General features: G+C 63.4%; 17 protein-coding genes and 1 pseudogene. 7 read left to right on the top strand and 11 right to left on the bottom strand.

Annotated features, from left to right (window positions below; genetic code table 11):
* The first annotated feature begins 473 nt into the window (after positions 1-473).
* The 3 genes from OSH05_RS24820 to OSH05_RS24810 all read left to right on the top strand — a co-directional run bounded on the left by OSH05_RS24820 (position 474) and on the right by OSH05_RS24810 (position 5452).
* Positions 474-1286: a potassium channel family protein gene (locus OSH05_RS24820; protein WP_266353092.1), complete on the top strand. Its 813-nt coding sequence runs from the start codon at positions 474-476 to the stop codon at positions 1284-1286.
* Positions 1287-1510: 224 nt separating this feature from the next.
* A complete protein-coding gene (locus OSH05_RS24815) occupies positions 1511-4072 on the top strand; it encodes a membrane-bound PQQ-dependent dehydrogenase, glucose/quinate/shikimate family (protein ID WP_266353084.1) in 2562 nt (853 codons plus the stop codon).
* A gap of 48 nt (positions 4073-4120) precedes the next feature.
* Positions 4121-5452, top strand: coding sequence for a DUF2254 domain-containing protein (locus OSH05_RS24810; RefSeq protein WP_104220277.1), 1332 nt, complete (start codon positions 4121-4123; stop codon positions 5450-5452).
* Here OSH05_RS24810 and OSH05_RS24805 read toward each other — a convergent pair.
* From OSH05_RS24805 to OSH05_RS24785, 5 genes are all read right to left on the bottom strand, one after another.
* Positions 5449-6714: a cation:proton antiporter gene (locus OSH05_RS24805; protein WP_104220276.1), complete on the bottom strand. Its 1266-nt coding sequence runs from the start codon at positions 6712-6714 to the stop codon at positions 5449-5451. The two genes, OSH05_RS24810 and OSH05_RS24805, sit on opposite strands and share 4 nt — an antisense overlap.
* Positions 6715-6949: 235 nt before the next feature.
* Positions 6950-7732: a TIM barrel protein gene (locus tag OSH05_RS24800; RefSeq protein WP_104220275.1), complete on the bottom strand. Its 783-nt coding sequence runs from the start codon at positions 7730-7732 to the stop codon at positions 6950-6952.
* Positions 7729-8559 carry a carbohydrate ABC transporter permease gene (locus OSH05_RS24795; RefSeq protein WP_266353082.1) on the bottom strand — a complete coding sequence of 277 codons (831 nt, stop codon included), beginning with the start codon at positions 8557-8559 and terminating at the stop codon, positions 7729-7731. The genes OSH05_RS24800 and OSH05_RS24795 overlap by 4 nt, the downstream gene beginning before the upstream one ends.
* Positions 8556-9470, bottom strand: coding sequence for a carbohydrate ABC transporter permease (locus tag OSH05_RS24790; RefSeq protein WP_104220274.1), 915 nt, complete (start codon positions 9468-9470; stop codon positions 8556-8558). The genes OSH05_RS24795 and OSH05_RS24790 overlap by 4 nt, the downstream gene beginning before the upstream one ends.
* A 107-nt stretch (positions 9471-9577) precedes the next feature.
* Positions 9578-10864 carry an ABC transporter substrate-binding protein gene (locus OSH05_RS24785; RefSeq protein WP_104220273.1) on the bottom strand — a complete coding sequence of 429 codons (1287 nt, stop codon included), beginning with the start codon at positions 10862-10864 and terminating at the stop codon, positions 9578-9580.
* A gap of 422 nt (positions 10865-11286) precedes the next feature.
* Between OSH05_RS24785 and OSH05_RS24780 the strand changes: the two genes are divergently transcribed.
* From OSH05_RS24780 to OSH05_RS24770, 3 genes are read left to right on the top strand one after another with little or no spacing between them, the layout of a single operon-like run.
* Entirely contained in the window at positions 11287-12450 is a 1164-nt protein-coding gene (locus OSH05_RS24780) for an ROK family transcriptional regulator (protein WP_104220272.1), read from the top strand.
* 38 nt (positions 12451-12488) lie between these two features.
* Entirely contained in the window at positions 12489-13985 is a 1497-nt protein-coding gene (locus tag OSH05_RS24775) for a M81 family metallopeptidase (RefSeq protein ID WP_104220271.1), read from the top strand.
* Positions 13986-13996: 11 nt separating this feature from the next.
* On the top strand, positions 13997-15361 hold the full coding sequence (locus tag OSH05_RS24770; protein WP_104220270.1) for a M24 family metallopeptidase: 1365 nt from the start codon (positions 13997-13999) through the stop codon (positions 15359-15361).
* A gap of 205 nt (positions 15362-15566) precedes the next feature.
* On the opposite strand, the pseudogene OSH05_RS24765 reads toward OSH05_RS24770, so the two are convergent.
* From OSH05_RS24765 to araD1, 4 genes and pseudogenes are all read right to left on the bottom strand, one after another.
* Positions 15567-16364 (bottom strand): annotated as a pseudogene (locus OSH05_RS24765) (IS3 family transposase); the annotation flags it as partial.
* Between the two features lie 326 nt (positions 16365-16690).
* Positions 16691-18334 carry a GMC family oxidoreductase gene (locus OSH05_RS24760; protein WP_104220269.1) on the bottom strand — a complete coding sequence of 548 codons (1644 nt, stop codon included), beginning with the start codon at positions 18332-18334 and terminating at the stop codon, positions 16691-16693.
* On the bottom strand, positions 18331-18831 hold the full coding sequence (locus OSH05_RS24755) for a hypothetical protein (RefSeq protein WP_104220268.1): 501 nt from the start codon (positions 18829-18831) through the stop codon (positions 18331-18333). The genes OSH05_RS24760 and OSH05_RS24755 overlap by 4 nt, the downstream gene beginning before the upstream one ends.
* 11 nt (positions 18832-18842) lie before the next feature.
* The gene (gene araD1 / locus OSH05_RS24750) at positions 18843-19826 is read right to left on the bottom strand and encodes an AraD1 family protein (RefSeq protein WP_104220267.1); all 984 of its coding nucleotides are present in this window, start codon (positions 19824-19826) and stop codon (positions 18843-18845) included.
* A gap of 95 nt (positions 19827-19921) precedes the next feature.
* On the opposite strand from araD1, the gene OSH05_RS24745 reads away from it, so the two are divergent.
* The gene (locus OSH05_RS24745; protein ID WP_266353081.1) at positions 19922-20944 is read left to right on the top strand and encodes an aldo/keto reductase; all 1023 of its coding nucleotides are present in this window, start codon (positions 19922-19924) and stop codon (positions 20942-20944) included.
* Positions 20945-21002: 58 nt separating this feature from the next.
* On the opposite strand, the gene OSH05_RS24740 is transcribed toward OSH05_RS24745, so the two are convergent.
* Together OSH05_RS24740 and OSH05_RS24735 are read right to left on the bottom strand one after the other, a co-directional pair.
* Entirely contained in the window at positions 21003-22340 is a 1338-nt protein-coding gene (locus OSH05_RS24740; protein WP_165801657.1) for an ABC transporter substrate-binding protein, read from the bottom strand.
* A 68-nt stretch (positions 22341-22408) separates the two neighbouring features.
* Entirely contained in the window at positions 22409-24031 is a 1623-nt protein-coding gene (locus OSH05_RS24735; RefSeq protein WP_104220264.1) for a GMC family oxidoreductase, read from the bottom strand.
* Between the last annotated feature and the right edge of the window lie 20 nt (positions 24032-24051).

The following is a 24051-nucleotide window of genomic DNA, read 5'->3' as shown; positions in this document are numbered from 1 at the left end:
TTTGCGGCATCCGATTGTCGAATTCAAAAGGGACCTGGCGAGAACCCATACAATGCGCAAACAGACGCCCCTCTGGCGTCGAAGCTCTAGCCGATACCGAGGCCGCCAACCTCAATGCCGGTCTTAGCGCCACGACAGATGTCAACGTTTCCGGCACACTCAACGTCGTCGGGAGCAATGCATCCGAGAGCAGATCCAGTTGAACTATGCTAGTTTTCGGTCGAAAGTCGCTACAAGGGACCAAACCGCAGAGGCGTATTGCCTCCGTCTGTGCTGACGCAACCCTTCACGAACGGCACCGGCGCAGCGTAGATTCATGTGCCCCCTTGCAACACGCGCCGCGCGACATTCAGGCTAGAAACCCGCTTCTCTAACCTCATGGGCCTATGCAGATCATCGATACCGAATCGAGCAAAGTAGGTCCAGCGCAGACCGCTGACCTACGCGCCAGCGGAGAGACGACAGTTTCAACTATTCTCGAGACCCGATCCGAGTCTGACGGCGGTGCCGGGTTCGCCAAGCGGGCGCGGTGGCGCAGGCGGCTCCGCGAGCTTTATGTCGGGACTGACACGCGGGCGACACGATTTCAGTGGGCCTTGGCCAGCATCGATTTGGTTATTATCGGGTTCTTTGTCCTAAGCCCCGTGCTTCAGGAATGGCGGGCCTTCCTTTGGGTAGATTATGCGATTGCGCTACTGCTCGCCGCCGACTTCTCGGCACGAGCGGCCGCCACCACCAATCTCGGGCGCTGGCTTCGGCAGCCGGTCGTGTGGGTCGATCTGGTCGTCCTCGCCACACTCCTGGCACCGCTATGGCTCGCCAATCTGGGCTTCCTGCGCATCCTCCGTCTTTGGTCCTTGTCTCAAAAGAGCCTGTTCTGGCGCTCGCTCCGACGGCACGGCTATCAGGAGTGGGAGGATGTTGGCCGCGCGGGGATCAACCTGGTTACCTGCCTTTTTGTCATCACCGGCTTCGTCTATACCGTTTTCGCTGGGCCTGGCTCCGGTATCGGTGGATGGATCGACGCCCTTTATTTCACAGTCGCCACGGTTACGACGACGGGGTTCGGCGATATTACGCTCCCGGGTACTGCCGGTAAGCTGACCTCGATCGTGACGATGATCGTTGGTATTTCGCTTTTTGTCCGGCTCGCCCAAGCCTTGTTCCGGCCCTACAAGGTATCCTTCCGCTGTCCGCAATGCGCACTGCTGCGTCACGAGCCAGACGCCGTCCACTGCAAGGCTTGCGGGCATCTCCTCGCTATCCCCGACTCCGGCGGCGGATGATCGGCTGCCAACCTGCACGCCTCAGGGACGGTTCGGGATGCTGAGCCCAGTCCGGTTTGATGCCTAGGATCCAGCGACGGGATTGGCAGCCAGTATCGACGGTCCCGGCCTGCTGCCAGGGGGAAACCGTGGAACGTCCGGCGGCTTCGAACGTTTGGGACGCGTAGCCTTGAGCGTCGAGCCTCCCGCTGCCTCGAATGGCTATACGTAAGGCGTCACGCCAAATGAATGGCACGTTCACAATGTACCGCATTCTCCTTTCGCTTCTGACTGCTCTTCTCGGTTTGGCGCTGCTCGTCGGCGGCATCTGGCTCGCTGCAGTAGGCGGCTCGTGGTTTTTCATCCTCCTGGGGGCGCTCGTACTGGCATCGGCATGGATGCTGTTCAATCGACGACCGGAGGGGCTGGCGCTCTACGGTTTGACGTTGCTGCTCACTCTGGGTTGGGCAATCTACGAGGTCGGTTTCGACTGGTGGGCGCTATCGGCTCGAGGCAGCCTGCTGGTCGCCTTCGGCGTCCTGTTGCTGATGCCGCCAATGGTCTGGTCGCTACATCGGGGCGGCCACCGCCGGGCACGATACGGCACATCGAGCGGCGTTCTAACCTTGTCGATTCTGGTTGCAATTGTCGTCGCCGTCTATTCGATGTTCCAAAGTCCGCATGACCAGCCAGGAGCCTTTTCCAGTCAGGAAATGGCCTCGACGCGACCGGTCGATAGCGGCATCCCGGATGGCGAGTGGCGCGCCTATGGACGCACAGAGGCCGGGCGCCGCTATTCGCCGCTCGACCAGATTACTCCCGTCAATGTGGACAAGCTCGCGGTTGCTTGGACCTATCATACCGGCGATATCCGCGGTCCCAACGATCCGGGAGAGGCCACCTATGAAGTCACGCCATTGATGATCGACGGCACCGTCTATATCTGCACGCCGCACAGCCTCGTCATCGCGCTCGACGCTGTTTCCGGCGCGGAGAAATGGCGCTTCGATCCGCAGCTGAAACAGACGACCAAGCAGACGACCCAACATCTGACCTGCCGGGGCGTGTCTTATTACGGCGGAAGTGCAGCCCTCGCGACAGCCTCTCCCGCACTGCCGCCCGGACCGGGGGCGCCGCAGGCCCCTGATGACCATCGGATCGCAGAGAGCGCGGCCGAGGTCACGACCGAGGCGGCCGGCGTGCCGCAGAATGTCGTCACCGGCCAGGCCAAGCCCGGTGCGGTCAATCCGGTCGTCGATCACGAGGACGTCGCGGCGCAGGCCGCTATCGATCCTTCCTGCGTGAAGCGCCTGTTCGTGCCGACATCGGATGGCCGCCTGATCTCACTGAGCGCAGAGACGGGCAAGATCTGCCCCGGCTTCGGTGGTGACGACGGTACGATCAATCTGTGGGCGAACATGCCGAATGTGACGCCTGGGTCAGTCTATTCGACTTCGCCCCCGGTCGTGACCGACGAACTGGTGATCGTCGGTGGCGCGGTGAACGACAACGTCTCCACCACCTCACCGTCGGGCGTGATCCGGGCCTACGACGTCAACACTGGCGATCTCCTCTGGAACTTCGATTCTAAGAACCCGGATGCGACGACGCCGATCGCCAATGGCCAGACCTATACCGCGAACGCGCCGAATTCCTGGAGCGTTTCCAGTTATGATCCGAAGCTTGGCCTGATCTACCTGCCGATGGGCAACCAGTCGCCCGATCAATATGGCGTCGGGCGCAGCGCAAGCGTCGAGAAGTATTCTTCGTCCATCCTGGCGCTCGACGTGAAGACCGGCAAGCCGGCCTGGGTTTTCCAGACCGTCCACCACGACCTCTGGGACATGGACGTCCCAGCGCAGCCGAGCCTGGTCGATCTGACCATTGGAGGAAAAGATGTTCCGGCCCTCGTGGCTCCTACCAAGCAGGGCGAGATCTTCGTGCTCAATCGCAAGACTGGCGAGCCCGTCCTGCCAGTGACCGAAGAGCCGGCACCGTCCGGTGCTGTCAAGGGGGACACCACAGCTCCGACGCAACCGGTCTCGACGATCTCGTTCAAGCCTGAGCCTCTGAAGGAAAAGGATATGTGGGGTGCGACACCCCTCGACGAACTCGCCTGCCGGATCGAATTCCGTTCCCTCGACTACGAGGGGCGCTTTACGCCGCCGACAGAGAAGGGCTCGATGATTTATCCCGGCAATTTTGGTGCCTTCAACTGGGGCGCCGTCGCGGTCGATCCAAACCGCGAGGTGTTGTTCGGTATGCCGGTCTATCTCGCCTTCACCTCCAAGATGGTGCCGCGTCCCAACAAGACCGATCGTGTTGTCACCAAGCCCGGGGAGGACGTGTTCAATGAGAATTTCGGTGCGCCGTTCGCTGCCAAGATGAGCGCATTCCTCTCGCCGATCGGCCTGCCATGCCAAGCACCCCCCTGGGGTTACGTCGCCGGCGTCGACCTCACGACCGGCAAGACGGTTTACAAGCACGTCAACGGCACTGTGCGTGACCTCTCGCCGATCCCATTGCCGTTCAAGATGGGTGTGCCAGGCATCGGCGGCCCGATCATCACAAAGGGCGGCGTGGCCTTCCTGAGCGGTACGCTCGACGACTATGTGCGCGGCTATGACCTGAAGACGGGCGCAGAACTGTGGCGCGCCCGGCTGCCGGCCGGGGGCCAGGCGACGCCTTCGACTTATAAAGGCGCAGACGGACGGCAGTATCTCGTCGTAGTGGCGGGCGGTCATGGCTCGACGGGCACTGAGGCGGGTGATGCCATCATCGCCTATGCTCTACCAAAGAGCGGCTAGAGTAGACGCGGCCGTTTTTGCCGTTACAGCGACGCTGCAGGGGATATCGTGAAGGCAAGACTGCGGCAGTTTCTGGCGTCCCTATCCGACACCTTCTGGCTCGTTCCCGCCGCCATGACATGCGGCGGGATAGGGCTGGCCCTCGTACTGATCGCCATTGATCGCAGCGGCGCGCTGCCTGCATGGTTGCTCGACAATGCCTGGCTCTATAACGGCGGCGGAACGGGCGCGCGAACCCTCCTGGGTGCGGTGGCATCCTCGTCCATCGGCGTCGCCAGTACCGTTTTCTCCATCACCATCGCCGCTCTCTCGTTGGCAGCCGGACAGATGGGCCCCCGCTTGCTACGGAACTTCACCAAGGATCGCGGCAACCAGATCACGCTCGGTGCCTTTCTCGGCACTTTTTCCTACGCGCTGATGGTCCTGCGGACCGTGCGGACCCAGGATGAAGGGGTGTTCGTCCCGCATCTGTCGTTGACCGTCGGTATTCTCCTCGCCTTTGTCTGCGTCGCCACGCTGATCTATTTCGTCGGCCACATGGCCGGGCGCATCAATGTCGACACCGTGATCGCGCTCGTCAGCCAGGACGTGACGGCGGCTTTCCAGCGCATCGCCGAAAAGGAGCAGCAGCCGGCTGCCCCGCCGCTCTCGTTCTGGCAGGATGCGGTGGTGGTTCGCGACGGTCGCCGCGGCTATCTCCAGCAGTTGGACGACGCCGGACTGGCACAATGGGCGATCGACAAGGGCACGGCGCTGCGCCTGCTGGTCCGGCCGGGCGACTACGTCTTTCCCGGTGGCCCGATCGCCCTCATGGTGCCGCCGGTTGACGGCGGCGAGGACGCGATCCGAGCGGCTACCGCGCTGGCCGTCAAGCGCGACAGCTCCGCCGACATTGAGTATGCGATACGCCAACTCGTCGAAGTCGCGGTCCGGGCGCTGTCTCCGGGCATCAACGATCCCTATACGGCGGTTAGCGTCATCGACAGGCTTGGCGCAGCGCTGTGTGAACTGGCGCCGCTCCATCTTCCGAGCGGGGTGATCCTGCATGAGGATCGTCCCGTCCTCGTCGTGCCGAGCGTCGACTATGACGGTCTCGTCGATGCCATGTTCCACATGATCCGCCAGAGCGGGACCGGGCAGGTCTCCGTGTTGGTGCGCGCAATCGATGTGCTGACCGCCGTCGCCGGTTGCGATCATGATCCAGCGCGCCGCGCGACGTTGCGCCGGCATGCCGACCTCGTCCGGGCGGATGCGGAGCGCGAGGTCGCCAACCCGTCCGACCTTGCAGACATCGTCGGCCGCCATCGCAGTTTCATGGCGATGATCGAGCAGGCGCCTTTCGGCAGCCTCGGCGTGGTCGACGGCCGCGACCGGATCTAGACGCCGCTCTTGCGAGCCAGCACGGTGCGGCGGGCGACCCAGCCGAGCGTCGAGCCCTGGACGATGACGGAGAACAGGACCGCGGCATAGGTCGCGGCGAGGATCCACGGCCGTGCCTCTCCCTCGGGTATCGATAGCGCCAGCGCGATCGAGATGCCGCCGCGAATTCCGGCCCAGGTCAGGAACGCCACATTCCCGCGCGACATGATCCGGCTGGCCAGCGGTGCCAGCGTTGGCAAGCCGACAGCGATGAAACGCGCCGCGACGACGATGGGAATAGCGATGGCAGCCAGCAGCAGGGCCCGCGGCTCGAAGCGCAGGATCAGCACCTCCAGTCCGATCAGGAGGAACAGCAGAGAGTTCAAGACCTCGTCGATGAGGGTCCAAAGACCGAAGACATAGGTCTGGGTCCGGTCGCTCATTGCATCGAGCGGGCCGCGATATCCGATCAGGAGGCCAGCCGCGACGACGGACAACGGTCCGCTGACATGGATGCGCCGTGCGAGGGCATAGGTTGCCGTGACGAGCGCGAGCGTGATGAGCACCTCGATCGAATAGTCGTCGATCAGTCGCATCGCCCGATAGGCGAGATATCCCGTCGCGATACCGAGCAGGAGACCGCCGCCTGCCTCTGCCACCAGCAACTCGGTAACACCCAACCACGACGTCTCTTCGCCACCCTGGCCCGTCGCGAAGGCGAGCAGGATCGTGAAGATGACGATGCCGACGCCATCGTTGAACAGCGCCTCGCCCTTCATCTCGACCTCGAGGCTGGGCGGAACCTTTACCGTTTTGAGCGTACTCATCACCGCGACTGGGTCCGTCGGACTGATCAGCGCGCCGAACACCAGCGCCCAGGGAAGCGTCAACGGCTGCCCGAACAGGCGCGCGGCCTGCCACATCAGGAAGCCGACAATGAAGGTCGACACCACGGTCGCAAAGGTCGCGAGTATGATGACCGGAACGGCCCGGCTGGCCAGCGTCTTGAGATCGACGTGCAGCGCACCGGCGAACAGCAGGAAAGCCAGCATCCCCTCCATCACCACTGCGGTGAAGTCTATATGCAGCAGCGCCTGGGTCAGCGGTTCGAAGAGATGCTGGCTTGGATAGAGAATGTCGATCGCCACCAGGATAAACGACGCGGAGACACTCATCGTCAGCAGGCCGACGCTACGCGACATCGGCAGGAATTTGTGATTGATCCAGCCAAGACCGGCAGAGAGTGTCAATAGCAGCGCCGTAAGTTCGAAGATGGACAGCAAGGTTGACTCCTTTGCAGCTACCGATCACGTGCGATAGCACCCCCGGTCACTGCCTCAGTCGTCGTGGCGCTTCCGTGAAGAACTTGGCCCATAGCGCATCCCTCGATTCCTCCGTCGAAAGTGAACCATTAAAGTCCGGGATCAAACATCTAGTGTTTTTCAGGCCGGCTCTCTGGCGCCAACGGCGCAGTCAAATCTGCACCATGGGCGAGTAGCGCGGTTCGATCCGCGGCGCCTAGAGCGCCAGCGAACGCCGGGTGGCCTCGATGGATGCGGGGGTTGTCCCGGAGGGACGGTACTCGAGGCCGGCCGTGCCTGCATAACCGTTGGCCAACAGATATTGAAGTCCGCCTTTGAGATCGAGGCCGGCGCTGCCCGGCTCGCCGCGACCCGGGTGATCGGCAAGATGGATATGGAGAATGCGGTCGACGCGGTCCGCCAGCACGACCTCGGGTCGTTCGCCCATCACCATGGAATGATAGAGATCGTAGAGCAGTCCGATTTCAGACCGACCGACCTCGTCGACGATGTCGAGACCTTCGGTCGTCGAGTCCAGGAAATAGCCGGCATGATCGACCAGCGTGTTCAACGGTTCAAGAGCAAGCCGGACGCCGCTGCCTGAGAGAACGGCGGCCGCGCGCTTCAGCACTGTGACCAGGGCGGTGCGCTGCGCCTCGCGGGATCGTCCGGGGAGGTCGTCGCCCGCCTGCGCGATCAGGATCGCTGTGCCGAGCCGTTGCGCGACGGCGATCGTATCGACGAGCCCTGCGAGGAAAGGCTCATGCATGGCCGGATCGGTGAGGGACAGCATCGGCTCGGCGACGATACCGGCGAGCCCCATCCCCGTCTCGTTCTTGGCCGTCTCGATCGCGTCGAGGTTCTTATCGGTCCAGCGCCAGAACTCGAACGCCTCGAACCCGGCCGCGTGAGCGAGACGGATACGCTCCGCCGGATCGGAGCTTTCCTTGACGAAGAGCATCTCGATGCAGGCCGAATAGCGCAGGCTGGACCCCTTCATTTCGAAGTGCCACCGAGCAGGCCGCGGACGAAGGCCTTCTGGAAACAGAGGAAGGCAACGAGCATCGGCAGGATCGAGATCAACGTCGAAGCCATGAGCGGACCGTACTGGACCTGGATGGAGCCCACGAAGCTGTTCAGCTTGGCGGTGACCGGCATCGTGTCGTTGCTGTTGGTGAGCGTTACCGCGAAAAGCAGATCGTTCCACACCGACCGGCTCTGCACGATGGCCAGCGCCGCGAGGCCGGAAGCCGAAGCCGGCAGCAGGATCCTGAAGAAATATCCCGCAGGACCGCAACCATCGATCTGCGCTGCCTCATACATCGAACGGGGAACCGTTGCGAAGAAGTTGCGCATGAAGAAGGTGCAGATCGGCACGCCATAGGCGACATGAACCAGCCAGAGACCCGGGATCGTGTTGTAGAGGCCGATCGTCCGCATCACGAAGAAAAGCGGTATCTGGACGATCTGGTAGGGCACGAACATGCCGGTCAGCAGGAAGAAGTAGATGAAGCGGCTGCGCTTGACGGACATCTGCGACAGTGGAAAGGCCGCGACGCAACCAACGAATACCGACAGGATGACGGCCGGAATCGTGATTGCTAGGCTATTGAACAGGCTGCGGCTCAGTTGCGCCCAACCGATCGCATAGTTCTCGACATAAGGCCGCGCCGGCAAGGACAGGACGGTCGCGATCTCGACCGGACTCTTCAATGAGCCGAGCAGGGCGACCCCGAGCGGCAGGAGAAAGAGGAACGCGGCGAGCAGAACAGCGCCGTAGCGCAGCGCCCGGAGCGGCCGGATGGCGGGAAGGACAAGCATGCTCATTCGCCGCGATCCTCCACCCGGCCAGCAATATAGATGATGTAGGGGAAGATCAGCACGGCCGCGAGGGCAAGCTGGCAGACGCCGATAGCGCTGGCGAGCCCCATCTGGAAACGCCCGAACGCAACGTCGTAGAGCTGCGTCGCCAGGACTTCGGAGGCGCGTGCCGGCCCGCCCCCAGTCATCGACCAGACGATGTCGAAGACGCGCATTGCGTCGATGCCGAACAGCCCGACGACAAGGATCGTCGAGGGCCAGAGCAACGGGACCTCGATCCGCCAGAAAATCGACCAGGGAGACGCACCGTCGAGCCGCGCCGCTTCGACATATTCCACCGGTATGCCGCGCAGGCCTGAGAGAAAGATGATGAAGGCGAAGCCCGTCATCCACCAGAGCGCCGCAGCCATCACCGAGAAATTGACGATGCCCGGATTGCCGAGCCAGTTCTGCGTGAGGAAAGTCAGGTTGACGGCCGTCAGCGTGGCGTTGACGAGACCTCCCGAAGGCAGATAGAGCCAACGCCAGATCGCCGACACCGCGACCGGCGTGATCACATAGGGAATGAAGAAGATTACCTTGAACACACCCTCGCCCTTGAGCTTGCCGTCGATGAGCAGGGCGAGGCCCAGGCCGAGCAGCGTTGGCACGGTCAGGTAGAATATTAGCCAGCGTATGTTGTTGAACACCGCGTGAAAGAAGCGCTCCTGGGAGAATAACGTCGCGTAGTTGGCGAAGCCGACAAATCGGCTGGTCGGTGAAATGCCGTCCCAGGCGCGAAGCGAGATCGCGAACGTGTAGATGACCGGGTAGATATAGGAAACGATGAAGAGGATGACGGGTCCCACCAGGAACAGCGCGTAGGTCAGGTTGCGCTGGCGGGACCAGCTTGAGCGGCGGCCGGCTTTGAGCGTCATGTCGGTCCTCGCTTCACCTCAACGGCGCCGGTATCGACCGGCGAGAAAGTGGCCAAGTCCGCCGCTTTGTAGCGGCGGACGGATGCGTGATTGGTGCAGGCTGCGGCCTACCAGGCGACGAACTTGCCGTCTTCCTTGGCCTGCTTCCGCAGCGTTTCAATCGAGGTCAGCATCGTGTCGAGGGCTTCGGGGCTCGGATTCTGGGCGTAGCCTTCCAGCTGCGTGCCGAATTCCACCGACAGGTCGGGCGGCAGCAGGAAGTAGAGGTTCGGGAGGATGAGGTTCTTCTCGCCCGCTTCCTTCAGCTCCACCGCCGTTTTCTTGCCGATATAGTCATAGACGGTATCCGGGGTCTGCAGATTGGCGGCGACCGATCCCTTGTGCTCGTTGAACGCGGCCTGGCCGGCCGTACCCGCTGCAGCGCGCAGGAAATCCTTGCCGGCCGCCGTGGCTTCGGGAGAGGCTCCCGCCGTCAGGGCCACGACGTCGACCTGGATGATCGCCGCGCCGCCGGTGCCCGGAGCCGGGAAGAAGTCGTAGTCCTCGCCGGGCTTCATGCCCTTTTCCTTCAGGTAGGCCGACGTCCAGTCGCCGTTCATGTACATGCCGACCTTGCCCTGCGCGAACTGGTCGGCGGTCTCGGTCCATTTGTAGCCCGTCCAGTTCGCCATGTAGTTCTTGGCGAAGCTGTTGGTGAAGAGCTCCATGGCCTTGCGCATTTCAGGAGAGTCGAAGGCCATCTCGCCGCTGGCGAGCTTGAAATAGCCGTCGATGCCGATGGTGGTGACCAGCGGCCCATAGAAATTGTAGAGGGTCCAGGCCGGTCCGCCGGCATTGCCGAGCGCCTCATATCCGGCACCCTTGATCTTGGCGGCGGCCGCGTCGAACTCCTCCCACGTCGTGGGCGGCGTCAGGCCGAGTTCGGCGAAGATCTTCTTGTTGTAGAAGACGTTGCTGATGACGGCCATGTTGACGGGAATGCCGTAGGGCTTGCCGTCGAATTTCAGGGCGCGCTGCAGGCCGGGCGGGAACACGTCGTCACCCTTGGCCTCGGCCCAGACGTCCTCGATCGAGGCCAGACGGCCGCCATCGACAAAGCTCTTCAGGTCAAGGCCCATGCCGCTCTGATAGGCGACGGGGGGATTGCCGCCGAGGAACGCAAGCTGAAGCGCCTGCCGCATCTCGGCGTTGTTGCCCGTGACAATCTTGTGCTTGATCGGCGAATTCGGAAATTCCTTGTTCGATTCAGCGATCAGCGCATCGATGGCGGCCTGCTCGGAGCCGGCGCCCCAATAGGTCCAGATTTCATTGACTTCGGTGGCCCTTGCCACCGGCGCCAGGACCATCGCGGCCACCATCAGGGCGGCGGCCCGCTTCATTATTCGCAACTTCATTGTCCTGCTTCCCTCTGAACAGCCGGGGCGGATGCCGGCACATGGTCCATCGTTACGCCAGGCGATGATTTCGCCGGTCGTTCAAGCGCCCGGTTCCCGAGCCTCTTTTTTCTTATATTCAAACAAAAACTAGCGATGTCTTCAGGGAAATGTCAATGGGTTGAAACGGCTGACCATGATCGCTCGCCCCTCACCGAGCGGCAACTGATGTATAATAAACCAGTCAAGGCAGGATTCCTGGCAAGACTGCCTAAATCTGTATCAAAATGGAACAAACGTGGCATATATCAGCCTGATTCGCGCCCTTCATTTCGCCACAGCCAGGACCGCTACCTCGATGGTTCGATCCAGCGCTTGACGCCCAAAACATTCGACTCGTACAATTAGTTTGACACTCCATCTTAAAGGCGGACAACGCAGCCATGCATCCTTCCTATGTCCGCCAGTTGCACGCTTCGCAGATTTTTCATGCGCTCCGAGTGCGTCCGGGAATTTCGCAGCGTGAACTCTGCGAGCTGACAGGCTGCGACAAGTCCACGGTCTCCGTCATCATCAAGCGTTTTGAAGAGCTTGAACTGGTCGAGCGCTTCCAGGGCCAGTCCGAGGGCCAGCGCGGAAGGCCTTTGGAAAAGCTGCGGCTTTCCGAGCATCAAGGCCTTCTGGTCGGCGTCCATCTGGAGCTCGGCGTGTTGCGCACGGTAGCGTCGACCATCGGCGGCAAGCCGCTGGACCGGTTTGACGCGCCGCTGCCGGCGCACCCGACAGAACTGGCAGCTTCGGTCCGCCAGTCGATCGCCACGCTCTGCGCCAAGATCGACCGATCCCCCGAGGAAATCCGTGGCGTCGGCGTCTGCCTCCCTGGCCTTGTCCGCTCGGGGGGGCGGCTCGCGCATTCGCCGCAGCTTCACTGGACCGACGTTCCGATACAGGACCTGCTCCGCGAAAGCGTCAGCGCCCCGATCTATGTCGACAACGACACCAATGCTGCGGCTCTTGCCGAGCACATGTTCGGCGCTTGTACCGAGCTGGACGATTTCGTGATGTTGCAAGGCGGATCGGGCATTGGCGGCGGCATGTTCCTCAATGGCCGGCTTTATCGCGGCAAGAACGGGTATGCCGCCGAACTTGGCCATATCAAAGTGGTCAAGGATGGCCGCATCTGCAGTTGTGGCTCGATGGGCTGCGTCTCGGCTTACATCTCGACCGGTCAGTTGGTGGAGCGGCTCACGCCCTACGATGCGGAGATCCGTTCGATCGAGGATCTGCGCTTCAAGGCCGAATCCGGCGACGCGACGGTGCTCGATATCCTGGAGGAAGCCGGCGAATTTCTCGGTGTCGCTGTTTCCGACATCATCAATTCGTTCAATCCACCAGCGATCGTTCTGGCCGGCACGCTTGCGGTGCTGGAGCCCTACTTCCGGCGCGGGCTACGCCGCTCCCTGCGGCAGAACACGATGCCGGTGACGCTGGAACAGGTGGAGATCACTGTTTCCACCCTCAGTGTCGATCCGATCCTGCGTGCCGGCGTCGCGCTGGCGCTCGAAGGCTTCACGAGCCTGGACAAGCCGGAGGCGACACCCTGGTGACGTCGGCCATCCCATTCCGATCAAAGGAACCCATTTCGATGAAGCGTATTGCCATCCTGGGCATTTCATACGAGGCCCTGCTGCGCTCCCCCGTGCCGACCGACACCATGGAGATCCATAGGGGTCAGGACATGCTGGAATCCGGGCTCTGGATGATCCGCGGCATGGATGAGCGCCTGTCAAAGGACGACGATGTCGCGATCGTGCCACTGCTCTGGGCGACGGCGTTGCCGGGCGGCGGCTTTACCAAGGCGGTCTATGATGCCGTGAAAGCCGAAACGGTCGCAATGGTCGAGGCGGCCCTGCCCCTTGACGGGCTCGTCTTCGCCAATCATGGCGCCATGGAAGTGCATGGTCTCGACCGCCACGCCGATACCGACTTCGTCGAGGCGGTGCGGGACGTGGTTGGCCCCGACGTGCCAATCGCCGTCGCGCTCGACCTGCACGGCCACATCTCTCCGCGCATGCTGGAAATCGTCGATGCCATAACCGCGCTCCGCACAGCGCCGCATCGGGACGACCACGAGACCGGCTATCGGGCCGCCGACCAGCTCATGAACATCCTGCGCACCGGCCGCAAGCCGAAGATCGCGGCCGTGCGGATTCCGATCCAGGTTCCCGGCGAACAGGCGGTGACGACCGCCTCGCCCGGGCGCGAGCTCTACGCCAGCCTGCCCGGCTATGATGCCCGCGACGGCCTGATCGAGGCCAACATCCTGGTCGGCTTCGCCTGGAACGACCGGCCGTGGATCGGCATGACGGCGATCGTGACCGCCGAGAGCGACCTCGATCTCGCCCGCTCGGCCGCCACGGAACTCGCGCAGGAGATCTGGAGCCGGCGCAAGGACTTCCAGCTTCGGATGGAGACGGCATCGACGCTCGAGGGTCTGAAGCGCGCCGCCGCCAGCGCCCTCACCCCCGTCTATGTCTCGGATTCAGGCGACAACACCACGGCAGGGGCGGCCGGCGACCTGACCACCGTACTCCAGGCGGCGCTCGATATTCCCGAACTCGATGACGTCGTCATCGCCGGCATCACCGCGCCCGCGATCGTCGCGGCCTGCCTCGCGGCGGGCGTCGGCGCGACGGTAACGCTGGATCTTGGGGCAGAGCATGTCTCGGCGCCGAAGACTCATCGTCCGGTGGAGGCGATTGTCGAAGCGGTCGGCGAGGCGCTGAAGCCCGATGGCTTTCAACCCTATCTCCGGCTCGGCGCCGCCTGGGCCAAGGTGCGGATCGGCGGCGTGCTCGTCACCTTCCACAGCGCCGCGATCGGCATCACCACGCCGGCGCATTTCAGTTTGATGGGCATCCATCCGACGCAGCACAAGGTCTATGTCGTCAAGCTCGGCTATCTGCATCCGCAGCTCGAGGATATCGCCGCCCGCCACATCCTTCTGATGAGCGATGGCGCCGCCAATCTTGACGTGACCCGGCTCGAATGGAGGCGCGTACCGCGTCCCTCTTACCCGCTCGATCCCGACGCAACATGGTCGGCAGAAGCCAATATTTTCACGACTCCGAACGGCAGATAAGAGGAAACGACATGGATATTAACCTTCGCTCCATCCAGATCCCGGATTTCGGAGTGCCGCTGGATCTGCCGCCGATACCGGCCGCCATTTATGAGGCGCGAGTCAAGGCGCTCTACGAGAAGGCGGGCGCCGACTGGGTCGTGGTTTATGCCGATCGCGAACATATCGCCAACATGGCCTTCCTGACCGGCTTCGAGCCGCGTTTCGAGGAAGCGCTGTTGCTGCTCGGGCCTTCCGAGCGTCGCATCCTCGTCGTTGGCAATGAAAGCCAGAGCTACGCGCCGCTCGCCGGCCTGCCCGGTATCGAGATCGTGCTCAGCCAGACGATGAGCCTTATGGGCCAGGACCGGTCGAGCCGGCCGAACCTCGCCGTGGTGCTTCAGGATATCGGCCTTCGCAAGGGCGACTGCATCGGGCTTGCCGGCTGGAAATATCTGGCTGCCGACGAGTGGGACGGCGAACTGCCGAGCTTCCAGGCCCCGGCCTTCATCGTAGACACGCTGCGCAAGGTCGCCGGCGATCCGGCGGCGGTGAGCGATGCGACGCCGATCCTGATGCATCCGGAGACCGGGCTTCGCGCCGTCGTCGACGTGCATCAGATCGCCGCCGGCGAATGGGGATCGGCGCGCGCCTCGGCCGCCGTCTGGCGGATCGTCAGCGGCGTCCGCGAGGGCGACAGCGAATATCTCGCCACCTCGCGCATGGGCTATGCCGGCGAAGCGCTGAGCTGCCACACCATGTTCGCCTCGGCGAGCGCCGGTGCCCCGGTCGTCGGCCTGCGCAGCCCGACGGGCCGCGTGATGAAGCTGGGCGATGGTGTCACGACGGCCGTCGGATATTGGGGCGGCCTTTCCTCGCGCGCCGGGCTGTTCTCGGCCGGCGACGACGGCTTCCTGGAGATTGCGAAGGCCTATTTCCGCGGCCTCATCACCTGGTACGAGACAGCCGAGATTGGTGTCGCCGGTGGCGATCTGTTCGATGCCGTAGTCAGCAAGCTGGCGGAGGGCTCTCTGGGCTCCGCGCTCAATCCCGGACATCTGGTCGGTTACGACGAATGGGTCAATTCGCCGGTGCGGCCTGGCTCGACCGAGCGCATTGCCTCCGGCATGCCTTTCCAGATCGACGTCATCCCCGTGCCGATGCCAGATAACTGGGCGCTCAACTGCGAAGATTCGGTAACCTTCGCTGACGAGGAACTTCGCGCCGAGTTGAAGGCGCTCTATCCCGAGGTGCATGCCAGAATCGAGGCTCGCCGCGCTTTTATGGCGGACGCCCTGGGCGTCACCGTCAAACCGTCGATCCTGCCGCTTTCCAACATTCCGCTCTGCTTACCCCCCTTCTGGCTGGCGTCGGACCAGTTGCTCGTCCGCGCGTGATTGGGCGGGGCGGCGCCTCTCCAGGTCGTCGCCCCAGCACCTCGCGGCGCTTGCCGCCTGACAATGTGCCGATCGACGGCCGTGTCTCGAGCTCCTTGCGGCACCGCGAGTTCGCCTTCGCTTCCGGCGAGATGTCGAAGGCCGAGAGAGCTGCTCGGTTTGTCTGAACAGATTGCGGGCTGTCGATAGTGGATTTCGGCCTTGGTTATGCCGCAGCCGGAATTGGCTGGAGCGCGTTGAAGTAGGCCTGATCGGGCGTCTGCCGTCCCAGGCTCTGATGGAGCCTCCGGCCGTTGTAGAAGGTCAGATACCGGCCGATCGAAGCGCGCGCGTCGGACACGCTGGCATAGGCGCGCAGATAGACCTCTTCGTATTTGACCGATTTCCAGAGGCGCTCGACGAAGACGTTGTCGCGCCAGGCGCCCTTGCCGTCCATGCTGATCTGGATGCCGGCGCCGATCATCGGGGCGGTGAACGCGCGGCTGGTGAACTGCGAGCCCTGGTCGGTGTTGAAGATATCCGGCGCGCCGAAGCGGGCCATCGCCTCCTCGACGGCTTCGATGCAGAAGGCGGTATCCATGGTGATCGAAAGCCGCCAGGCCAGAACCTTGCGGCTGAACCAGTCGACGACGGCCGCGAGATAGACGAAGCCGCGAGCCATCGGAATATAGGTGATGTCCATCGCCCAGACCTGATTGGGACGCGTCGCCGGCAGCTTCCGCAGCAGATAAGGGAAGATCTTGTGCCCAAGCGCCGGCTTCGAGGTGTTCGGCCGGCGATAGAGCGCCTCGATCCCCATCCGCTTCATCAGCGTGGCGACGTGAAGACGCCCGGTGACGTGACCTTCCGCCAACAGCAGGCCTTGCAACATGCGGCTGCCGGCGAAGGGGTATTCGAGATGCAACTCGTCGATCCGGCGCATCAAGGCCAGATCGGCCGCCGGAACCGGGCGCGGCAGATAGTAGACGCTGCCCCGGCTGATCCCGAGAGCCCGCGACTTCCGGCACGCCGTAGCCACGATCGCGCACTTGCTTGACGGCTTCTTCCTTAAATTCGGGGGTAAATCTCGGTGTACTCACGGGCTGCCTCCTATGCTCAAAGGATAGGCGGGGCCTGTCTACCGAACCAGAGGCAGTCCAATTAGCCTAACCGGGTGTCCATAGACCCGGCAGCAGGCCACTCAGAGTGAGCCTGTCGGCGCGGTGACGCCGTCGAAAAGCGGCGGGAGCTGATGGACGCCTGGGCGACGTATTGCTAATGAATCACGCAAACTTTCCAAACCGAATATCCGAGCGATTAGCGCGGGGATGGTCCCGGTGGCGTCGAAAATCAGGCTTTCAGGAAGCCGATAGTGCTCGACCTTAACGTCGAAAATTCAGCCACTATTTTCTTAGCCGCGCGCAACGCCAAAGCGCTGATCGTGCTCGTGGGATTGACGGCTGCGCCGGTCGGCATCGAGCTGCCGTCGACGATGAACAGGTTCGGCACGTCCCACGCCTGATGCCAGAGATTGACGACGGAGTCCGATGGATCGAAGCCCATGCGCGCGGTGCCGAGAAGGTGCCAGGTCGGCGGCTGATAGCCCTTCACCGGATCGTGGAAATCGTTGATGGTGATATCGAACCCATCTGCCGCGTGGCAGACTTCCACGGCCCGCTCGATGCCGAAGCGGATCAGGCGCTTGTCGTTCTCCCCCAGACGGTAGTCGACTTTCGCCGTCGGCAGTCCGCTGGAATCGACGAGATCGCTGGAGAGCGTCACGCGATTTTCCGGATCCGGCAGATCATCGCCGACCACGAGCACGGAGAAGCCGCGCGAGAAGCGCTTGCGGAACGTCTCGTGATGCGCCTCGCCCCAGGGTCCGCGATTGCCGCTATGGGCGCCTAGAGCTTGAAAGCCGGCTCCGTTATGGCGAACCGTGTGCAAGGTGAAGCCATTGACGAAACCGCGGCTCGTATCGGTCTCGGCAAACTCTTCGCTGATCTGGGCGCCGTTGATCACACCCATATGGCTGTCGAGCGCCTCGTCGACCCAGCAATCGACGATCGCCGCGCTGTGATGCATCAAATTGCGGCCGACCTGGCCGCTTGAATTGGCGAGGCCGTTCGGATGGCGGGCGTCCGAGGATAGAAGCAGCAGGCGCGGTGTGCCGATTCCGTTGCCGCAAAGCACGACGACATCAGCGGTCTGGCGATGGCGGGTGCTGGTCATGCGATCGACATAGACCGCGCCGGTGGCCCGGCCGCCGCGGCCTGTCTCGATCCGCTCAACGCGGGCATTGGGGATGAGGCGCACCCCGGCGGCCAACGCCTTCGGCATCAGCGACAGCGACACGTCATACATGGCGCCGGTCGGGCAGCCGCTCTGGCAGGCGCTGCAATTGTTGCAGGCCGGCCGGCCGTCGAAATCCTCGCCCAGGATGGCGACCGGCATGGGCCAACGATGCCAGCCCAGGCGATCGAATGCGCTTCCCGCCTTTTCGCTGAGCTTGCCGTGCGCCGGAGGCCTGACCTGAAACGGACCGCGCGGCGGGATGGCCGGATCGCCGACCATGCCACCGACGCCGATCATGGCGTCAGTCGCCTCATAGAATGGCTCGAGGTCCTCATAGGAAATCGGCCAGTCCGGCGCCAAGCCGTGCTCGACGCCCTTGCGGAAATCGCTCGGCCGGAAGCGCGGCCACACCGCGGTGTAGACGACCGTCGACCCGCCGACGCCGTTCCACATCAGCGTGTTTTCCGATTGCGTATCGATCGGATAGTCATTGGGGCGCTGGCGATTGTTGACCGTCGTCGACCAGTCGGTCACCCGCTGCCATTCCCAGTCGGAGTGCCAATGCGGCTTCTCGGCCGCCGGAAACCAGGGGCCCTGGTCGAGGCACACGACATCGAGGCCGGCTTCCGCCAGCGTCCTGGCGATCAGGGCGCCCGCCGCCCCGGCTCCCACGACCAGTACGTCGCAATGCGAGTTCATCGGCCGGCCTCCCCCAGGAACTCGAGCGCGCTGAGATCGACCCGCGCCACGGCGTCGGTCGCGACGAAATGGCCCCGCGGCACGTTCGGCGTGTCGATGGCGGGATCGAACGGCCGCATCGCATATCCCTCGGGCTGCGGCGCGGCATTGTATCGATGGCCGAGACTGCGGATCGCCTCGATCACGGCCGGCGCCTCGTAATAGGCATAGGTGAGGATGACGCGCGCCAGATCGAACATGGCCGGCGCTTCTTCCTCGAGACGCGCCGCGGCCGTCATCGGCGCCTCGAGCCCGTCGCGGGCCAGCAATTCCGATATGAGGGCCTCGACCGCTTGGTCGCCGCGATGCCGGCGCAGGCGCAGCGCCAGCACGCCCTGACTGCCGACGGCGGTCGCTGAGGGAAAGAGATCGTCACCGGGCAGCAAGGCGTCGCAGAAGCGCGCCAGCACTTCGGCACGTTCCGCCGCGGTTGGCGCCGCGGAGCTGGGTTCAGCCATGGGTTTCCTCCTCAGAGTGCCAGGATCGTTGGCTCGGTCCGCGTTCCCTTCACGATCGGGTTCACCAGCGGCAGGCCGAACAGCGGCGACTCCACCTTGCAGATGTCACCCGCCTGCAAGACCACCTCGCCGAAGCTGAGGATGCCGGCTCCGTAGAAATAGACATGGACGTCTCCGGCGCGCCGGAAGCCCGAATATTTGAAATGGTGCCGCTCCAGGTTCGAAATGGAGTGGCTCATATTGGCTTCGCCCGACAGGAAGGGCGATGACCAGACGGCCTGATCCTGGCGGAGGATGCTGACGCGGCCGTGCACGTCCTGCGGCAGTTCGCCGACAAGCAGTTCCGGTCCAAACGAACATTGCCTCAGCTTGGAATGGGCGAGGTAGAGGTAGTTGCGACGTTCCATGACATGGTCGGAATATTCATTGCCGAGCGCATAGCCGACACGGAGGACCGTGCCGTCATCGGCGATGACATATAGGCCGACGATCTCGGCCTCCTCGCCGCCATCCTCCGCATAGTCCGGCTGTTCGATCGGCGCGCCCGGCGGAACCATCCAGTCGCCGTCGCCCTTATAGGCCCATTCCGGCTGCACGCCGATCTCGCCCGGTGCCGGCTTGCCGCCTTCGACGCCGAGCTTGAACATCTTCATGCTGTCGCTGAGCGTTTCCGCCTGCATCTTCGCGTGCATGGCGTCGCGCTGCTGGGCGCTGCCGAGATGGGTGAGGCCGGTGATGCCGATCGTCACGCGGGAGGGTTCGGGATGATCGAGCGGCAGCAGCAGGCGCCTTTCCCGATGCAGTGTCTCGACGTCGACTTCTTCCACCCTCAACCGGTCCCGGACGTGTTCGGCCAGGGATTGACCGGCGCTATGAGCGTCCAACGCCAGACCGCGCACCGATTCCGCCGCCACCGCGCGATAGGATTTCGCGCCGTCCACCAGGGCCGCGACACGGCGCTCGTCCCCCGTGCCCAAGAACTGTACGAGGCGCATTCTTCCTCCCAGGATCGGTGCGATTGGTTTCACACACTTCCAATATAATATGAGTAATGTACCATTCTCGCCAATCGCAGGAAAGGGAGGTTGCAGTGAAAGCCACGGACAGGCGCTCGCTCGGGAAGAGCGGAATCGAAACGACGTTGCTCGGCCTTGGCGGCGCCCCGCTCGGGGATCTCTACGAGGTCATACCGGAATCGCGAGCCGCCGAGACGATCGAGACTGCCTACCGGCTCGGCGCGCGGCTGTTCGATACTGCGCCGCTCTACGGCATGGGCGTTTCCGAGCATCGGTTCGGCGCCGTGCTGCGCCAGAAGCCGCATGAGCGGGACGATTTCGTCATGTGCACCAAGGTCGGCCGCTATCTCGTCCCGCAGGACCGGAGTTCGGTCGATCGAAGCGTCTTCAAGGGCGGTCTCGATTTCCGGCTGGTCGCCGATTACAGCTATGACGGCACGATGCGGGCGATCGACCAGAGCTTCCAGCGCCTCGGCATGAACCGCATCGACGTCGCCCATATCCACGATGTCGATGTCCAGACCTGGGGCGAGGAAGGGTACCGGCAGCGCTTCAAGGAGGCGAGCGACGGCGCGTTCCGGGCGCTGGCCGAGCTGCGCTCGCAGGGCGTGATCAAGGCCGTCGGCGTCGGCGTCAACGAGATCGGGCCGCTGCTCGATTTCGCGGCGGCCGGCGATTATGACTGCTTCATGCTGGCCGGGCGCTATACGCTGCTGCAACCGCAGGCGCTCGACGAGTTGTTGCCGCTCTGCGAGAGCCGCGGCATCGGCGTTCTCACGGCGGGACCCTATAATTCGGGGATCCTGGCCACCGGGGCGCGCCCGGGCGCGATGTACAATTACAAGCCCGCGCCGCAGCCGATCCTCGACCGCGTCGCGCAGATCGAGGCCGTCGCGGCGCGGCATGGCGTGCCGCTGGCGGCTGCCGCGATCCAGTTTCCGCTGGCCCATCCGGCGGTCAGCGCCATGGTGCCGGGAGCGGTGCGGCCGAGCGAGGTCGAGGCGAATGTCGCCCTGATCGAACATCCGATACCGGGAGATTTCTGGGCGGAGCTGAAGCACGAAAACCTACTGCGCGCCGACGCGCCGACGCCCTGAGGCGGGAAAAGGAAGCCCCGCGCGAGGCGGGGCTTCCAGTATCGGGAACGGGCCTCGATCAGCCGTTCATGACTTCGTCGACCGCCGTATTGGCGTCGTTCATTCCCGTGTCGACATCCTTCGAGCCGGTCAGGATGTTGACCAGTTCGACCGAAAGCGCATCGACGACCTGCGGGAACTTCGGATCGGAGAACGGCACCCGTTCGGGCTGGACGCTGGCGAGGCTCTTCGATACCTGCGCCGCCGTGTTGCCCGGGAAGAACTTGGTGAAGTCCTCGTCGGCCCACACCGAAGCGCGCGCCACCGGCGACCCGGTCTTGCGGCCGACCTGCATCGACACTTCCGGCGAGGTCGCCCAGGCGATGAACAGCGAGGCCGCGTCGGGGTTCTTGCTCTTGGCGGGCATGCCGATCAGCCAGAACCAGTAGTTCGGCGCCGGCGCGTTGCTGCCGGAGGACGGCCACGCATAGGCGCCGACCGTGTCGGCCACCTTGCTCGTGCTCTTGTCCAGCGTCACCGCCAGCAGGCCGCTCGCGTCGGTCCAGAGGGCAGCCTTGCCTTCCTTGAACACGGCCGAAGCTTCCAGCCACGACATGTTGGCCGTACCCTGCGGGCCGTTCTGCTTGAGCAGCTTGTTCAGATAGGTGTCGGCCGCCATCTTGCTGGCGTCGCTGCCGAGGGCCGACTTGCCGTCCTTGAAGAAATCGCCGCCCTGGGTGAGGAGATAGCCGGTCCAGACCCAGACGATGTCGAGGCCGCGACGGCCGCGACCGACGATGCCCGAGACGCCATCCTTGTTGAGGGCGGATGCGGCGCTGACCAACTGGTCCATCGTCTCGATCGGGCCGATCCCGGCCTTTTCCAGAAGATCGGTGCGATACATGACGACTTCGCATTCGGTGCTGATCGGCAGCGCCATCAGCTTGTTCTGCATCGTGCCGGCAGCGCGGCCCGACGCGAAGACGTCGTCCATATTGTACCAGCTCGAATCGATGATGGCGTTGCTGCCGATGATGTCGCCGAGAGGCGCGAGCCAGCCGGCGGACATGTACTGCCCGGCCTGAAGATTGCCGACCATGAGCGCGTCGTAATTGCTGGTGCCGGCCGAGAGTTCGACGGCGGCCTTCTGGTAGTAGTTATCCTCGGTAAGGATATCGAGCGTGACCGTCATGCCCGTCAGCGCCTCGAATTCGGCGATGCGCGACTTGATGGCGTCGGTCCACCAATGGTTCACCAGAAGCAGGCGCAGGTTGGTGCCCGAGAACTTCTTCCAGTCCGCGGCATTGGACTGTGCGAAGGCGCGTCCGAAGGCGCCCAGTCCGAGTGCGGCGCCGAGGCCGCCGACGACCTGCCGGCGGTTCGGCATCATGAAATTCGACTGGTTCTTCTTGTTCATTGCGGTTTCCTCCATGTTGATACTGTCTCCTCCGTGTCGATCGTCCTGCCCGGTCCGACAAACCCTCCCTAGATCTGCGCGGGCGGCAGTGGCGCTTCTCCCATCATCATCGATACCGCCTTGTCGGCGATCGCCATGGTCGGCGCGTTGGTGTTCGAACTCAGGATGTTCGGCATGATCGACGCGTCGAAGATCCTCAGCGACTGGACGCCCTTGACCTTCAGTTCCGGCGTCACGACCGACATGGGGTTGGATTCGAGGCCCATCGCGCAGGTTCCGACTGGGTGGTAGTTGGTCTTGACCGTGCGGCGGCAGAAGGCTGCGAGTTCGTCATCCGTCTGGATGTCGGGACCCGGCAGAACCTCCTGCGAAATCGTATCCTTCATCGGACGGCTGGCCAGGATCTCGCGGGCGTAGCGGATCGCGGCGATCTCCGTCGCCAAATCGTCGGGGTGACCGAGGAAGTTCGGGTTGATGACGACGTTGTCCAGAGGGTTCGCCGACTTCAGCTTGAGATTGCCGCGCGCCTTGGGCCGCATCAGGCATAGGGTGAACGTCACGCCATGGCCGGGCTTGGCGTCGAACACGTCGCGGTCGAGATAGATCATCGCGACGCAGTAGATCTTGACCGTCGTGTCGCTGTCGCGGGTGATTGGGTTGACGAAGGCGCAGGTCTCCGCGCCGTTCGAGGCGACGGGACCGCTGTTGAACAACAGGTATTGCACCCCGTTGACCAACATTTTGAGGCCGCGTTCCTCGCCGAAATAGCCATAGGCGCCGTTCGTATAGGCGCTGACCGGAACCTCGTGATGGTCCTGCAGGTTCTGGCCGACTCCCGGGAGATCGACCCTGACCTTGATGCCGTGCTTTTCGAGTTCGGCGGCCGGGCCGATGCCCGAGAGCATCAGCATCTTCGGCGACACATAGGAGCCCGAGCAGAGGATCACTTCCTGTCCCGCGCGCGCCTGATGAACCTGGCCCTTATGGGCGTATTCGACGCCGACGACCTTGTCGCCCTCGAACAGGAGCCGGGTCACCTTGGCGCCCGTCTTCAGCGAGAAATTCTTGTTCTTCCGGATCGGATCGAGGAAGGCGACCGAGGCGCTGCAGCGCTTGCCGTGGTCGGTCGTCAGCTGCATGAAGCCGGCGCCATACTGCGTGCCGGCATTGAAGTCGTTCGTGTAGGGCACGCCCATGCCCTGCATCGTCTTCAGGAATACATGGGCCATGTCGCAGATATATTTGTGGTCCGAGACCTTCAGCGGGCCGTCAATGCCGTGCGCCGGGCCGTTCAGCCGCTCATTGCCTTCGAGGCGGGTGTAATAGGGAAGCATATGCTCCCACGACCAGCCGGCATTGTTGCCGACCGCGGCATCCCATTCGGCATATTCCGACGGCTTGCCGCGCATGTAGATCATCGCATTCACGGAACTGCCGCCGCCAAGGACATTGGCCTGCGGCACCTTGGAGGTGCGACCGCCGAGGGCCGGCTGCGGCTCGGATTCGTAGATGTTCAGATATTTGCTGCCGCCCAGCATCTTGAAGAAGCCGGCCGGCATCTTGAACAGCATGCTGTCGTCGAGATGGCCGGCCTCGAGCATCAAAACTCGCGCGCCATACTTCTCGACCAGACGCCACGCCGTGACGCATCCCGAGCTGCCGCCTCCGACGACGATGTAGTCGTAGTCCATTGTTTTCCTCCAAGGCCGCG

The organism is Kaistia algarum (assembly GCF_026343945.1).
GTDB lineage: Bacteria > Pseudomonadota > Alphaproteobacteria > Rhizobiales > Kaistiaceae > Kaistia > Kaistia algarum.
Note: the sequence above shows the minus strand (reverse complement) of the source record. Positions and strands in the feature narration are given on the sequence as shown.